This is a genomic window from Streptococcus troglodytae, assembly GCF_002355215.1.
Taxonomy (GTDB): Bacteria; Bacillota; Bacilli; order Lactobacillales; family Streptococcaceae; genus Streptococcus; species Streptococcus troglodytae.
The window spans coordinates 103,690-119,193 of sequence record NZ_AP014612.1; the positions used below are offsets into that span (position 1 = coordinate 103,690).

Here is a 15,504-nt window from a genome sequence, read left to right on the forward strand (position 1 = left end):
TACTGATATGAAGAAGAAAATTATTATTATTTCATTTGTTTTAATTGCTATTAGTGGAATAGCTGCTTTTAAATTGACTCAGAGTGGAAGTGTCAAAATTGGGACTGCTGACGGTAATTATAAATCTTTGCCTCTTGGAACATATACAGTTGGTGATGATATAAAGCTAAAAGATGGGAAGTATGCTGTGTATGCTTTGGAGGGAAGTGGCTCTGTTACTATTGGTGGTAAAAAATACCATATATCCGATCGTTCTTATAAAAAAGCAAAGAAAAAAGGACTACCTGAGAATGCACGATATGGAATTTTATACGAAGATAGTCCAAAAATTATTGTAAAAAAGGGTTCAAAGGTAATAGTCGAAGGAAAACGAAATTTTAGGATTTCGTTTGTCCGAAGATAAGAGGATTCACTTATGTTGGAAATAAAAAACTTGGAAAAAACCTATTCTAAACAACAGGTCTTGAAATCTATTTCAGTATCAGCTAGACAAGGTAAAATTATTGGACTTGTTGGTGTTAATGGATCAGGAAAATCTACACTGTTAAAATGCATTTCTGGTCTAATTCAAGATTATAACGGTCTAGTGCATTACGATGGGAAAATCTCTTACTCTATTGAAAACCCGACTTTCTACAATAATATAACAGTCTATACAAATTTAAAGTTGTTTACTACCCTGTCTGGGACGGTTAGCGAAAAAACTATAGATAATATTTTAGAAAAGGTGGGCTTAACCGATGCAAAAATAAAAAGTATCAGAGTTATCATTAGGAATGAAGCAAAAGCTAGCTATTGCTAGGATGATATTGTCAGGTGGTGATATCTTTTTGCTAGATGAACCGTTTAATGGTTTAGATTATATTACTAAACTTCAGTTGAGAGATATAATTTTGGATTTAAAGGGGGAAGGAAAATTAATTATTATTTCCTCTCACATTCTAGAAGAACTTGGACAAATTTGTGATACAGTTTGGCACTTAACTAATGGGTTACTAAAGAGTAGTATAAATTTGCAAGACAACAATAGAATTTATACGCTTCGTTTTATAGACCAGCCTAATGCTCTTAAATTTTGCCAAGATTATTTCCAAGTAGATTCTTTTTCCATAGAAGGTAATATTGTAACTATTAAAATTCCTATTGAGAGGAGTAAAGTTACGAGTGCCATTGAGTATTTGGTGAAGAATCAGTTTATGTTGATAGAATTTTATGACTCTACCAATAATCTTTTGGATGTCTTAGTCGAAGAATGAAAGGGGTACTATGATTCATTATCTAAAGTCAGAATGGCTGAGGTTAAAGAGAAACAAATTAATTTTAATCTTTATTGTTTTAGATTTACTTCTTTTTTCTTATCTTTTTTATAAGAAAAAAGCACTTCCATCAGCAAGTAAAATATTTATGATGGTTAATTTGTTTTTTGTCAGCTGCTCTTTTGTTTTGTCTTTTGGAGAAATTTTAGAAAAAGGGATCATTAGGTATTATTTAGAATATGTGCCTAATCGTTTTAAATTTATCAATTATATTTTATTAAAGTATGTTGGCTTGTTACTTCTGGTTTGCATGTTTTCTATGTCTTTAATGTCAGGGGATATCGCTGATCAATTTCTTGTTTATTTGATTTTTTCACTTTTATACTTAATGGTAAACACTATCATTATTATTAATATTGGAAAGGCTGGGATAGGGTTATTATTATCTATAATTAGTTTATGGATTTTACCGGATTTAGTAAATTATATTTTTAGCAAAACTGGCCTTTTTAATATTCAGTTAGCTTATTATTTATCTCCTAGTACCTTTCAAAGCATAGGTACCATATATAATTTATTAATTCCTTTTCTCTATATTTTCTTTTTTATCTAGTATCTGTTTACCAATTCAATAGAAAGGAATTCTAAATGAGGGAAAAAATATTTCCTATTTTGTTGCTACTATCGTTTGGAGCAATTTTATTCTTGGGAATTAGCTTAATGAACTCGTCTCCTCAACCACAATTTTCAATACTGAAAGATAATAATATTAAATCTCTACAAGAGGGTGAACTATTATATTATGGAAATACCACTTGCCAAGAGTTTAATAAGGTTTTAAAAACTTATCAAGATGAAACGGGAGTAAAAATTTACCATTGGGAAACTACAAATTCTGAAATAGTACAAAAAGCGGCCAACCTAAAAGTATATAAAACTCCGACAACTATTATAAAGAACCAAAATGGTAATCTGGTAAAAATTGAAGGTTATCATTCGCTCAAACATTTTAAGAAATTTATCAAGAATATGGGGGGTAAAAAATGAAAAAGATTATCAAGTTTATTTTACCAATTCTTTTATTAGTCAGTCTGGGGATAAATCTCAATCTAATCTTAAGTAAGAACCCTACAGAAAAATTTCGTAATTCAGAAGATAAGAATTTAGAAATATATAAGTATTTGGATAGTATGCAATTAGCAAATTTTGAGGCAAAATATAATACTGGTCAGAAATTAGTGGTATACATAGGAAGACCCACTTGTGAGGACTGTAATAATTTTGATAAAATTTTCGTGAAGTATATAAAGCAGTATGATCTTTCCTCTAAAATGATTTATGTTAACGTAGATGAATTATATAAAAATAAGTCAAAATGGGAACGATTTAAGCAGACATATGATATCAAAGGGACACCCTCATTGGTTATTTATGAAAATAAGAAGGTGATTTCTAAATTAGACTTTGAGGAAATGCATGGATTCACTCCTGATGATATAAAAAAATGGATGATGGAAAACAATTTAGCGGAAGAATCAGACAAATAAACAACCTTCTAAGTATTAACATAACCCGTGGTGCTAGTTAAAAAATCTTGGGTTATAAGCAAAGATAGTCTGATCTAACCAAAGTTTCAGACCTTTTAAGTTTCTTACTAATGGTCTTTCCATATCAAATTCAGAGCAGAAAACTGAGAATCGCATTTCAATGATTAACCTTTCAGCTTTGAGCCACCACTGATTATTCTGTTTAGTCTTTGCCATATTGCGCCTCAAGGGAGTTCAAAAGATTATAGTCTAGTATTAAGGGAACCCCAGTCAGCTTGGACAACAGGAAAGGTCGTGTTCTCAAGCAGTTCTTCGGCCATCTGACGGTCGTAAACAGAGGCTGGTGTCACAACATAGTTCAAATAAACCCTGACAGGGGTCGCCAGAATACGGTCTTTAAAGCCGTAAAACCACATCTTTTTTGAAGGATTGCAGGCCACAGTTGCTTGATCCTTAAAATACGAACCTTATAGTTGCGAGCTGGCAAACAAACGGGTATCGGAAAGCTATCCATGATGATGATATCATCCTGATGGAATTGCTCGGTCATGCCTTGATGAATGAGCTTCAACAAGGTAATGAGGTAGCGAGCCCTTCAGTAAAATCGGGTTCGCTTTAAGCCAGTTTTTACAAGAAATATCTGGCATAGCTGATAGAATCGACGTTGAAATTTGATGCCGTGTTCAGCTTGAAGCGATAAAAGGATAAGAACGGAGCTGTCGCTAATTTTACAATAATTGACATTTCGACGGTGCGTCAGTTCTTTAGGGGCATAGAGTTGATAATAATAGGAGTACATTGCCTTTAATTGTTCTATACCATATTGTAAGTGATGCCGTTTCGTATGAACACTTACAGCATCATCCAAATGAACTTTTTTGTGAACTAAAAGATTAACTAGCACCATGGATAATAATATAATAAAAAGTAGCGTTCATATCTTGTTTTGAGTTTAAAAACCTGTATTGATAAAAAATATTTTATTTATAAGATACTCGTACCTAGTCTTTAATTTCGAACGGCCTTTTGCATTGTTGTTATAAAAGAAGGCTGATGGGGATTATGCGTAACCTGCGATAGTTGATTTGATGAGATTTACTATCTTAGAATTTTAGATAAAGGCACTTCCTTTTTACCAGTTTTGAAAGAAGAATTAACCTTTGACGAACGGCGCTTTTTAGCGTAAAATAATAAGGAACGATATTTATAGATAGTCGGTTGTGTAAGCCTTTGGTTTTGGCTGATTATAATAAGGAGAATTACTTTGGAATTAAAAGTATTTGCTGGACAAGAAAAAAATGAATTGTCAATGATTGAAGTTGCCCGTGCCATTTTAGAAGAACGTGGTCGAGATAAAGAAATGTATTTTAGTGATCTTGTTAATGCTATTCAAGTTTATTTAGAAAAGTCAGATGCAGACATTCGTGAAGCTTTACCGTTTTTCTATTCAGACTTAAACACAGATGGCAGCTTTATCCCGCTTGGTGAGAATAAATGGGGGCTGCGCTCTTGGTATGGTATTGATGAAATTGATGAAGAGATTGTGACACTTGAGGAAGATGAAGACGGTGCACCAAAACATAAGAGGAAACGTGTTAATGCCTTTATGGATGGTGATGAGGATGCTATTGATTACAGTGATGACGATCCTGAAGATGAAAGTTTTGATACCACTGAAGAGGATGCAGAATATGATGAAGAAGATCCAGATGATGAAAAGTCCGAGGTTGAATCCTATGATTCTGAAATCAATGAAATCATTCCAGATGAAGATTTAGACGAAAATGTTGATTTAGATGAAGAAGATGACGATTATTCTGATGATGAGGAAGAGGAAGAAGGAGAATAAAGGATTTCTTCATTGACAAAATTCATAAGATAGTTTATATTATTTATTGGGCACCTCTTTTGAGGTCAGAATAAGCTCTCTACTTGTAGGGAGCATTTTTCATTTTCCTCACAATATAAAACAAAGGAGCAGTTAATGACAAAATATATTTTTGTAACAGGTGGTGTCGTTTCGTCAATCGGTAAAGGAATTGTTGCTGCAAGCCTTGGACGTCTCTTGAAAAATCGTGGGCTTAAAGTAACCATTCAAAAATTTGATCCTTATATTAATATTGATCCTGGAACAATGAGTCCTTATCAGCATGGTGAAGTTTATGTGACTGATGATGGTGCTGAAACCGACCTTGACCTTGGACATTACGAACGTTTCATTGATATTAATCTGAATAAATATTCAAATGTTACAACAGGAAAGATATATAGCGAAGTTCTGCGTAAAGAACGTAAGGGTGAATATCTTGGAGCAACTGTTCAAGTTATTCCCCATATTACAGATGCTCTAAAAGAAAAAATTAAACGTGCAGCTACAACAACAGACTCAGATGTTACTATCACTGAAGTTGGTGGTACGGTTGGCGATATTGAAAGTTTGCCTTTCCTTGAAGCCCTTCGTCAAATGAAAGCTGATGTGGGCGCTGATAATGTCATGTATATTCATACGACTTTGCTTCCTTATCTCAAAGCTGCAGGCGAAATGAAAACAAAACCAACCCAGCACTCTGTTAAGGAGCTGCGTGGCTTGGGAATTCAACCTAATATGCTTGTTATTCGGACAGAGCAGCCAGCTGGACAAGGTATTAAAAATAAATTGGCTCAATTCTGTGATGTGGCTCCAGAAGCTGTTATTGAATCACTTGATGTGGATCATCTTTATCAAATTCCATTAAATCTTCAAGCACAAAATATGGATCAGATTGTTTGCGATCACTTAAAACTTGATGTGCCTGTTGCCGATATGACCGAATGGTCAGCAATGGTTGATAAGGTTATGAATCTTAAGAAAAAGACTAAAATTGCTCTAGTTGGGAAATATGTAGAGTTGCCAGATGCTTATTTATCAGTTGTTGAAGCTCTTAAGCATTCGGGCTATGTCAATGATACGGCCATTGATCTCAATTGGATTAATGCTAATGAAGTCACTCCTGAAACGGTTGCTGATTTGCTGGGGGATGCTGATGGTATTATTGTTCCGGGTGGATTTGGCCATCGTGGAACAGAAGGGAAAATAGAGGCTATTCGTTATGCGCGTGAAAACGATGTGCCTATGCTAGGAATCTGTCTTGGTATGCAATTAACTTGTGTTGAATATGCCCGCCATGTCCTTAACCTTGAAGGAGCTAATTCTGCGGAATTGGATCCAGATACCAACTATCCAGTTATTGATATTATGCGTGATCAGATTGATATTGAGGATATGGGAGGAACGCTTCGCCTTGGTCTTTATCCATGTAAATTGAAACCAGGCAGCAAAACGGCAGCGGCTTATAGCAATCAAGAGGTCGTACAGCGTCGTCACCGTCATCGTTATGAATTTAATAATGCCTTTCGTCAGCAATTTGAAGAGGCTGGTTTCGTATTTTCAGGAATATCACCAGATAATCGCTTGGTAGAAGTGGTAGAATTGTCAGATAAAAAATTCTTTGTTGCAGCCCAATATCATCCAGAATTACAGTCTCGTCCGAATCGCCCGGAAGAACTTTATACAGCCTTTATTACGGCAGCGGTTGAAAACAGTCAGCCACATTAATTGATAGAAAAGTGAGTTCCTTGACACGGCTTTCAGTAAAAAGAATAAAGAGATTCCATGTAGGTTAAACTTTTGCTTATAAAGAAACCCCTTCTTAAATCTCATTTACTAGATTTAAGAAGGGGTTTCTTTTTGGGATCATTATTACAGCTAATCGTTCAATTCAAAAATGAATAAATCATATTAGCTATTACAAAAATACATTCCAATATAAAAATTCCAAAACAGAGAAGCTTGACAGTACCGCTTCGGCTATATTTAGAAATTAAGACTAATACTGCGAAACTTAATAGTATGAACGAGTAAATAATAAACATCATATATTCAGCTCAATCTCTTTATAGTGGCGTATTGTAACTGCCTACAGCGACTGCACCAACCCAACCCTCACCTTGGATTTGTACAAGGCAATCAGCATCCAAAGATTCAAACTCTTCAAAAACTAAACTATTCATACTGAATCTCCTTTAAATAAATATGGTTTCTATACCCGTTATAGTTAAAGAAATTGGCTGCCAACAAAACGAATACACATATAGTTTAGTTTTTTTAAGAAAAATTCAAGAGGATTCTATCATTGCAATGAAATGTTTATTATTTAGACATTATTATGTTATTTTTCTGCTTTTTTTAAGTTGTTTGCCATGTGAAGTTATTTAATTAAAAGTTATCATGACCATAATCGGGAAATGCAACTATTTTTTAGCAGCTATCTTTGTATTAAATAGCTTGAAGTAATAACAAACTTGATTGTATTAAGTCACTTTGAGTGATGAGATGATTACTATTATTTCAAAGGATTCAAAGGAAAAATGTTGATGTTTTATAGAGATATTTTTCAGTATCAAGAGTTCTGATTTTACTTTGGTGGTTTCAATTGGCATTGCTAAGATTTGACACTCAAATGAAAAAAGCGAAAAAACTCTTGACACTATCTTCGTTAGCTGATATAATTTAAAAAGTTGCTATCGCGGGGATGGCGGAATTGGCAGACGCGCAAGACTAAGGATCTTGTGACCGCTTTTGGTCGTGAGGGTTCAAGTCCCTCTCTCCGCAAAGTGAGCTGACTGTTCAAGTCAGCTTTTTTTGTTGCCTAGATTAGTTAGAGAAAAGGTTGAAACTTTTGATAAGGGCTGGCAATTTTATTGTAAAAGTGATAAAATAAACAACGTAATGGGTTTGACCCAAAAAATATTTAGGAGGCCTTTAAAAATGGCAATCGTTTCAGCAGAAAAATTTGTCCAAGCAGCTCGTGATAATGGTTATGCTGTCGGTGGATTTAACACTAACAACCTTGAATGGACTCAGGCTATCTTGCGTGCAGCAGAAGCTAAAAAAGCTCCTGTTCTCATTCAAACTTCTATGGGTGCTGCCAAATATATGGGTGGTTATAAACTTTGTAAAGTTCTTATTGAAACTCTTGTAGAATCAATGGGAATTACTGTGCCAGTTGCTATCCACCTTGACCATGGTCATTATGAAGATGCTCTTGAATGTATCGAAGTTGGCTATACTTCAATTATGTTTGATGGTTCTCATCTTCCAGTTGAAGAAAATCTTGAAAAAGCTAAAGAAGTTGTTGCAAAAGCACATGCTAAAGGTATTTCAGTAGAAGCTGAAGTTGGTACTATCGGTGGTGAAGAAGATGGTATCATCGGCCGCGGTGAATTGGCACCAATCGATGACGCTAAAGCAATGGTCGAAACCGGTATTGATTTCTTGGCAGCTGGTATTGGTAATATTCACGGTCCATACCCAGCAAATTGGGAAGGGCTTGATCTTGATCACTTGAAAAAATTGACAGAGGCTGTTCCAGGTTTCCCAATTGTACTTCACGGTGGTTCAGGTATTCCTGATGACCAAATCCGCGCAGCAATTAAACTTGGTGTTGCCAAAGTTAATGTTAATACTGAATGTCAAATCGCATTTGCTAATGCTACACGTAAATTTGCTGCTGAATACGAAGCAAATGAAGCAGAATACGACAAGAAAAACTCTTTGACCCACGTAAATTCTTGAAACCAGGTTTTGAAGCTATTACAGAAGCGGTTGAAGAACGTATTGATGTCTTTGGTTCAGAAGGTAAAGCTTAATTTTGCTGGACATATCAATCAAGAAAATCTCGGCTCATTGTCAACTGTAGTGGGTGACTTATAACGAACACCTAGAGAGAACAATGTTTGTTCTCTCTTTTTTGATGTTCAAAGCGATGAGGATTTTAGTCTTAAAGTTTTTGAAGTTACGAAAGCCAAAGGCTTGTCGTTTGATGTCTTTGATGAGTTTATTGGCAGCCTCAAGTTTGGCGTTGGAATAGGGATAGTGCAAGGCATTCATGATATAAATCTTGTACTTCATAAAGGTTTTGAAGACCGTTTTGAAAGTAGGGTTTACCATTGACGTGTTGTCATCAATGAGTTCAAAGAATTCAGTCGCTCGCTTTTCTTGAAAATGGAATAGTAAGAGCTGATAAAGGTCGTAGTAATAGCGGAGCTCATCCGATAATTCTAGCGTTTTTTGAACCACTTCACGAGGCGTGAGCGTTTGTCTAAAGGTTCTTGAATAAAAGGATTTATCAGACAGTTTTCGACTGTCTTTCTGAAGAATCCGCCAGTGGTTTTTCATGGCCCGATAGGGGAGGGATTGCTTGTCAAAACTCTTCATGATGGCAATTCTAGTCGTCATCATAGCCCGGCTTAGGTGTTGAATGATGTGAAATCTATCGAGGATGATTTGTGCCTGAGGAAATAATTGCTTGATGATAGGGGATATAGCATCCAGACATGTCCACGGTCACAAATTTGACCTGTTCCCGAACCTTTCTGGTGTACTTATAGAAATGGTTCTTGATGGTTGTTTGTCGGTTATTTTCAAGGATAGTGACAATCTGTCTTGTCTCAAAATCCTGAGCGATGAAGGCTAGTTTTCCCTTGTTTCGTGAGAACTCATCCCAGGATAGGACTTTGGGGAGTTTTGAAAACTCTTCAGCGAAGGTGAATTGTTCTAGCTTTCTTTGGACAGCCGAAACAGAAATGTGTAGTTGTTTGGCGATATCAGTATTGGTCAACTGATCTGTGTGCAGCTGAGTCATCTTATCCCACACCAACTTTGGAATCTGACAGTTTTTTTGAACGAGAGGCGTCTCAGAAACGGACACTCTACGACAAGTTTTACACTGAAAGCGGCGCTTTTTAAGTTTTAGGACAGTAGGCACTCCTTGGGCATCGAGGATAGGAAATTTTACTCCTTTTGGAAGTCGTACTTAATCATAGCTCCTTGACAGTGGGTATAAAGAGGAGCTGGGTAATCCAACTTAGCCTTAATCTCGATACGGGAATGGTACTGCAAGACGAAGAGAATCGTAATATTTTTATCTTTCAATCCGATTAAATCTGTGGTATTTTTAAGATGTTCCATATGAGCCTTTCTAATGATGGTTTGGTCGCTTTTCATTATAAGTCATATGGGACTTTTTGTATGCCATCAAAAAGACCCTATAATTTCCAAAGTGGAGTTACCCACTACAGATATTATAGAGCCGATTTTTTGTTATAATGAGATAAAATAAGATTTCCAAGCAGAAAATTGATGTGAGACACATATGGTAGAAGCGATGTTGACATTATTTTTCATGTTTTGTTTGAAGTTTCAAAAGGGAAGGAATGCGCTCTCTACTTACTTGGTTAAGTTTTTTCCCTATGACTGCTTTTACCATCAGTCTAATGATAGGTTTCTATATTCTCACTCTCATTTTTTGGATATTATTCAAGCCTTTGGTTGTTTTAATTAATTCTTTTGTTGCTTGGTTCACTTGTTTTCATTGCTATGATAGTGAAAGGGTTATATCATTTGTGGAAATGGAAAGAAAAGAATGAGATTATTAGTTATTTAGTAGAAGAGTTTTAAACTCTTGAGATTCTTAAAGGATTACTATCTATTTTTGTTGACAAAATTTTTAGAAATAGTAAAATACTAATGTTAGCCGATTTAGCTCAGCTGGTAGAGCAACGCACTCGTAACGCGTAGGTCACAGGTTCAAGTCCTGCAATCGGCATAAAAATACAAGATGGAAAGCCCTTGAATTGGGCTTTTTCGCTAATTAAAAGTATTTTGTTGGGAAATCATAGTAACGTTCTAACAACTTTAAATTCTTGCTCGATTTTTTCTTATAGGGTATACCCATAAACAACTACCAACATAGAAATATCTTTTTGTCTTAAAATTTTAGCAATGGCCTCTGAATCGATTCCCCAAAACGCTTACCTATCTTAAAGAGAAAATATAGGACATAGAGACCGCTAATTTAATTATAGATTGAAGAAACATTATTCTTCAATCTTTTTTATATGTCAATTGGTAACCATTTTTCTCAAATATGAAAATTATCGATATTTAATATTCATATTTGAATAAAAAGTGTTATAGTTATTTTTTGTGATATTATACGTAATAAAGATTTGAGGTGTTAATTTGGAACTAGAACAAATGAGAGGTTTTGAAAAAGCTCAATCAAATGATGATATAAATGATTTTTTTGATTATTCTTACTCAAAAGTATATTCAGAATTATTAAATGTAGAATTAGAATCACAAATTCGTTTTTTGAAGAATAATTATTTAAAAGCCACTTCGAAAAACGATATGACTATTTTAGATTTATGTTGTGGTACTGGTCGACATGTAAAAAAATTAAATGATGAAGGTTACATGGTGGATGGTGTCGATATAAATCCCGAAGCAGTAAATACTGCTCAAAAATCAATAATAAACAATAAAGGAAAGGGAATGAGCATATGACTACGGAACAAGGTCTCATCATTATTGCGTAACATTAGGAAAAGTCTATTTGAAGGAGGTGAAGAACTATGGCAGCAGAACAAGGTCTTATTATCATTGCATAATACAAATTATTATAATATACCTCGTTTTATAATGGAGAATCAATGTTCAATTTTTTTAAGAAAAATAAACTCTTCACTCAACTTGCCAGCATTAATCTCATATCAAAGATTGGAGATAAACTATTCTATACAGCAATGCTAACGACAGCAACATCTCTTCCAAATGGAAGCATAGCAGTTATGATAGTATCAGCTTCAGAAACTCTCCCCATCTTAATTAGTTTATTTTTAGGTGTAGTAGCTGATAGACAAAGGCAAAAACTAAGACATTTGATAGGAAGCTCTATTTTCAGAGCAGTCATGTATATTGGTATAGGATTTATTTTTAAATATCCTCCAACTTTGATTTTAGTTGTATTTGCCTCCTTATTAAATCTGCTTTCTGATATTAGTGGGAATTACTCAACCGCGCTATTTTCACCTTTTACCAAAATACTAATTAAATCAGAAGATATGGAAGAAGCACAAGGTTTTATCAGTGTTGGGACACAACTAGTTACCGTTTTGCAACTTTTATTGGTGCATCATTGCTAACCATTTATACAGAAAGTTCATTAGCGATGCTAAATGCCCTCATTTTCCTAATTGTTGCCTTGCTTTACTGGTCGGTTAAGTCGCCTCTAAAAAACAAGAAGACAAACTAAAATAGTTGAACATGAGAAGACATTTCTAGTTGTTAAAGAAAATTTACGTTCTTTTCTATCTGACAAGATATTACTAATTAATCTCATTCAATTAGCAATGCTTAATGGATTTTTTGGAGGTTTAACTCCTATATTTGCTCTATTTATAAAAAGCAATAATGAACTCGTTCTGTTAAGTAATCCTGTTAAGATTTCTCTCTTATCAGGAATTATGACATTATCTATGATACTTGGAAATAGCTTAACGTCAAAAATGCTTAGAAAATATTCTATTTTTCATATCAATATCTGGTCTGACATGATGATTCTCCTAATAGGTGTTGGTTTTAATCTTAATAGTATTTGGATAATCTTCTTAGCTAATAGTAGTCTTGCCTTCTTATTAGGAATTGTTGCTCCAAGATTTTCTGCTGATGTGGTTAATCGTTACCCAGTCGAAAGAATTGGTGGAATGATTACAACTGTTAACGCTCTCTTAGTAATCGCCCCCCCATTAACAAGCTTGCTATTTCCGATGCTGTCAACTATTAGTATGCCGCTTGCTTACTCTGGCTTTATTGTTTATGCTTTATTATTGATAGTCATTAGTCTATTTCTAGCAAAAAAGAACGCTTGAGTTGTCAAGTGTTCTTTTTATCTTATAGTAGATTAACAATATTATCTTTGAGAAATTCTGCAACATCTTCATGCCCTAGCTCTTCAACATCATGAATATATTTTTTTAAATCTATTAAATGAGTCCCTTTTCCTTCTCGATAGTTTAAAACTTTTTTTAAAAATATAAGTACGGTCTTTACAAACATGTCTTGATACGTCAGAATCGTTTCTAGATGTTTCATAAAATAGCTAATATAATAATCTTGTTTTCTTTCTAATAACACAAAGATAATATTTAGCAAAACTAATTGAGTTCGATAGTTATTATTTGGAATGGATAAGTATAATGAATCTCTTTCTATAAAAGCCTTGCCAAGAAATATAAGGTCACTATCTGATAGTACTTGTAAAGTATTGCCAAAAATGTACAATTCATATTCTGTCCACTCTTCAATGCTATAAAGGTAAGTTGTGATGAAATCTTTATCATCGTCTGAGAGAATGTATTGTGGGTTTAAATCATGAATTACACAACGAATAACAAGTTTATTGAGTTTATCATAGACATCATAAGTTTCGGAATTATCATCATGAATTATTAGAAGCTTTTCAAGGCTTTCAATATCTTTATTGGAATGGTATTTGGAAATTAACTTAGCTTGTTTAAAAAAGGAACTGTCTTCATATTGATAATAGACATGCTCAAATTCAGCAAAACTCATGTGTATAGCCGATATTGCAGTCAGTAATTTATCCGCTGACAACATCGTTTGTCCGTTTTCAAATTTAGATAATTGTGCCTGCGACAATTTATCACTAACTACATCTTTCATTTTCAGACCTCTAGCTACTCGCAGTTCCCTATAAAGCTCTCCTAGATGAAACGAATCTAATTTAGTCAAAATATTATTCCTTTACTTATTGTTAACACCATCTATTTTAGCAAAAAAATAACATTTTGATAATTGAAAATGATGTCATATAAAATCAGTATAAGTCTTAATTTCTAACGTAGCTAATTGTTGAGAAATAAAATTAAGATACCATTCTTTGCAAAGAAAAATATTTCTGCAATCGGCATAGAGATAAAAAGACTTAAAAAAGTAAAGAACATTACGTTTGTTCTTTACTTTTTTGCTTTGAGCTAGATAATCATTCAATTTAAACTAGCGGCATAAGCATCTAGGAGAATGCGCGAAAGGATAGAAAGTGGTAAGCGCGAGTGGACTTCATAGTCTGGAAAGTAAGATAGTTCTGTTTTAAAACCTATTAATTGTAGTGAGGTTAAATGAGCTAGAGAACTGCTTTCACTAGCGCTCAATAAAATGGTTTTAACCCTATTTTTAATGCAATTTCTGGCAGCATCGACTAAAGCAACCGTTTCGCCATTAAGGGAAATAAAAAGAACAAGATCTTTTGATGTTAACCGTGCACTGACTGGGCGAATAATATTAGGGTCAGTATGTAATTCGCAGTATTTATTGAGCAGCTGAAATTTGACGAGCATTTCAGAAGCAATAAGTTCTGAAAATCCCCTAGCAAAGATAATAATGCGCTGTGCCTTTTCAATCATTAAAATACTTTCTTCTATGGCGGTAACATCCAGTGTATTAAGTGTCCGCATGACTTCTTGATAATTTTTAATGATGGAACGTCTGGTATCTTTTTTTAAAGATTTATTAGTTAACACGTGCAGGCTGTTATTTTTCTTTTGTTCTATTTCGTGTTTAAATTCTGAAAAACCGCCATATCCTTTTTTCTTAAGCGTTCTAATGATGGTCGCATTTGAAACATTAATGGCTTGACTCAGTTCAGAAATATTCAATTTTCCAATTTCATTGAAATCACGGGTGATATATTGCCAAGTGTATTCTTCTGTTTCGGTTAATTTCTTGTTGTTTTTCATATAAGTCGCCTTAGAAAAATTTTTCTTTTTAATGATTTATTTAGAATTTTCATTCTAAATGAAAGTGCTATCATAAATATACAGGATATGATAATAAATTGCAACTAAATTAGAAAGGAAAACATTTATGGGGATTTATACATGTACCATGAATTTAGCCATTGATTTATTTATTGAGACAGAACACCTGTATGAGTCTAAGGTTAATCGTGCTTTATCAGATGATATTCAGGCAAATGGGAAGGGCGTTAATGTTTCTTTCATTATGAAAAGACTTGGACTTGAGAATACGGCTCTTGGTTTCTCGGGAGGTTTTACAGGAAAATATGTCGCAGACAATTTAGAAGCTGAAGGAATAGCTGCTCCTTTTGTTGAAGTAGAAGGACTAACACGAATTAATGTCTTTACTAAAGTAAATGCTACCTGTCAGGAATTTAAATTAGTCAATCAGGGACCTTTGGTCAATGAAGCTGCTCAATGCAGGCTATTACAGCAAATTTCTGAATTTAAAAAAGGAGATTATCTTGTTGTATCTGGCAGCCTACCCAGAGGTGTTCCATCGCAAATCCTATATGATATTGCTAAATTATGTTACGAAAAGGGTGTTAATCTTATTTTTGATGTGAGTGATTGTATCATTATGGATAGCTTATCATTTCATCCTTTTTTGTTGAAACCAAATGAGGAGGAATTAGCTACTTGGTTTGGCAAAAATCAATTGGAAGAGGAACAATTGATTTCTTATGCTAAGCAATTAATTGTCAAGGGAGCGCGTCATGTTCTTTTGTCCTTAGGACAAAATGGAGCTATTTTTGTTGATTCCGACTTCAATGTTTATCAGGCTAATGCTCCTAGAGGAAGGGTGGTGAACACAGCCTGTGCAGGGGATACTTTATTGGGGACCTTTTTGGCAGGTTTCATCAGACAGGAATCTTTAGAAAAGGTATTAGCAAAAAGTGTAGCTGCTGGTTCTTCAACGGCTTTTAGAAGTGGTATCACAGACTTTAGCGATGTCAATGAATTAGAAGAACAAATTATGGTTAAAAAAATAAAGGAGTAAG

The 15,504-nt window shown here is 34.2% G+C and carries 11 protein-coding genes, 2 tRNA genes and 6 pseudogenes; 15 read left to right on the forward strand and 4 right to left on the reverse strand.

Annotated elements, in window-relative coordinates; genetic code table 11:
• Positions 1-7 precede the first annotated feature (7 nt).
• The 6 genes and pseudogenes from SRT_RS00565 (at position 8) to SRT_RS00590 (ending at position 2,803) form a co-directional block, all read left to right on the forward strand.
• On the forward strand, positions 8-403 hold the full coding sequence (locus SRT_RS00565) for a hypothetical protein (protein ID WP_128832685.1): 396 nt from the start codon (positions 8-10) through the stop codon (positions 401-403).
• A gap of 12 nt (positions 404-415) precedes the next feature.
• Positions 416-791, forward strand: a pseudogene (locus SRT_RS11000) (ATP-binding cassette domain-containing protein); the annotation flags it as partial.
• 18 nt (positions 792-809) lie between these two features.
• Positions 810-1,256, forward strand: coding sequence for a hypothetical protein (locus tag SRT_RS11005; protein ID WP_230401484.1), 447 nt, complete (start codon positions 810-812; stop codon positions 1,254-1,256).
• A gap of 10 nt (positions 1,257-1,266) precedes the next feature.
• Positions 1,267-1,869, forward strand: coding sequence for a hypothetical protein (locus SRT_RS00580; protein WP_128832688.1), 603 nt, complete (start codon positions 1,267-1,269; stop codon positions 1,867-1,869).
• A 35-nt stretch (positions 1,870-1,904) separates the two neighbouring features.
• A complete protein-coding gene (locus SRT_RS00585; protein WP_128832689.1) occupies positions 1,905-2,303 on the forward strand; it encodes a thioredoxin domain-containing protein in 399 nt (132 codons plus the stop codon).
• Positions 2,300-2,803, forward strand: a complete 504-nt coding sequence (locus tag SRT_RS00590) for a thioredoxin family protein (RefSeq protein ID WP_223213962.1) — start codon at positions 2,300-2,302, stop codon at positions 2,801-2,803. Before SRT_RS00585 ends, SRT_RS00590 begins: the two co-directional genes overlap by 4 nt.
• A 33-nt stretch (positions 2,804-2,836) precedes the next feature.
• Here the strand turns inward: SRT_RS00590 and SRT_RS00595 are convergent.
• Positions 2,837-3,671: pseudogene (locus SRT_RS00595) on the reverse strand (IS982 family transposase).
• 396 nt (positions 3,672-4,067) lie between these two features.
• Between SRT_RS00595 and rpoE the strand changes: the two are divergent.
• From rpoE to SRT_RS00615, 4 genes and pseudogenes are all read left to right on the forward strand, one after another.
• Positions 4,068-4,652 carry a DNA-directed RNA polymerase subunit delta gene (gene rpoE / locus SRT_RS00600; RefSeq protein ID WP_128832690.1) on the forward strand — a complete coding sequence of 195 codons (585 nt, stop codon included), beginning with the start codon at positions 4,068-4,070 and terminating at the stop codon, positions 4,650-4,652.
• 135 nt (positions 4,653-4,787) lie between these two features.
• Entirely contained in the window at positions 4,788-6,398 is a 1,611-nt protein-coding gene (gene pyrG / locus SRT_RS00605; protein ID WP_128832691.1) for a CTP synthase, read from the forward strand.
• Positions 6,399-7,368: 970 nt separating this feature from the next.
• Positions 7,369-7,454 (forward strand) — tRNA-Leu (locus tag SRT_RS00610).
• A gap of 156 nt (positions 7,455-7,610) precedes the next feature.
• Positions 7,611-8,491 (forward strand): annotated as a pseudogene (locus SRT_RS00615) (class II fructose-bisphosphate aldolase).
• A gap of 58 nt (positions 8,492-8,549) precedes the next feature.
• Here the strand turns inward: SRT_RS00615 and SRT_RS00620 are convergent.
• Positions 8,550-9,812 (reverse strand): annotated as a pseudogene (locus tag SRT_RS00620) (ISL3 family transposase).
• A 564-nt stretch (positions 9,813-10,376) separates the two neighbouring features.
• On the opposite strand from SRT_RS00620, the gene SRT_RS00630 reads away from it, so the two are divergent.
• The 4 genes and pseudogenes from SRT_RS00630 (at position 10,377) to SRT_RS00645 (ending at position 12,556) form a co-directional block, all read left to right on the forward strand.
• Positions 10,377-10,449: transfer RNA gene (locus tag SRT_RS00630), tRNA-Thr, on the forward strand.
• Between the two features lie 416 nt (positions 10,450-10,865).
• Positions 10,866-11,032 (forward strand): annotated as a pseudogene (locus SRT_RS11300) (methyltransferase); the annotation flags it as partial.
• 4 nt (positions 11,033-11,036) lie between these two features.
• Positions 11,037-11,192: a class I SAM-dependent methyltransferase gene (locus SRT_RS11305; protein ID WP_230401488.1), complete on the forward strand. Its 156-nt coding sequence runs from the start codon at positions 11,037-11,039 to the stop codon at positions 11,190-11,192.
• 146 nt (positions 11,193-11,338) lie between these two features.
• Positions 11,339-12,556, forward strand: a pseudogene (locus tag SRT_RS00645) (MFS transporter).
• 22 nt (positions 12,557-12,578) lie between these two features.
• Here the strand turns inward: SRT_RS00645 and SRT_RS00650 are convergent.
• The gene (locus SRT_RS00650) at positions 12,579-13,439 is read right to left on the reverse strand and encodes an Rgg/GadR/MutR family transcriptional regulator (RefSeq protein WP_128832693.1); all 861 of its coding nucleotides are present in this window, start codon (positions 13,437-13,439) and stop codon (positions 12,579-12,581) included.
• A 254-nt stretch (positions 13,440-13,693) separates the two neighbouring features.
• Entirely contained in the window at positions 13,694-14,443 is a 750-nt protein-coding gene (locus SRT_RS00660) for a MurR/RpiR family transcriptional regulator (protein ID WP_002263694.1), read from the reverse strand.
• Between the two features lie 127 nt (positions 14,444-14,570).
• Here SRT_RS00660 and pfkB point away from each other — a divergent pair, with 127 nt between their 5' ends.
• Positions 14,571-15,503: a 1-phosphofructokinase gene (gene pfkB / locus SRT_RS00665; RefSeq protein WP_128832695.1), complete on the forward strand. Its 933-nt coding sequence runs from the start codon at positions 14,571-14,573 to the stop codon at positions 15,501-15,503.
• The last annotated feature ends 1 nt before the right edge of the window (position 15,504 follow it).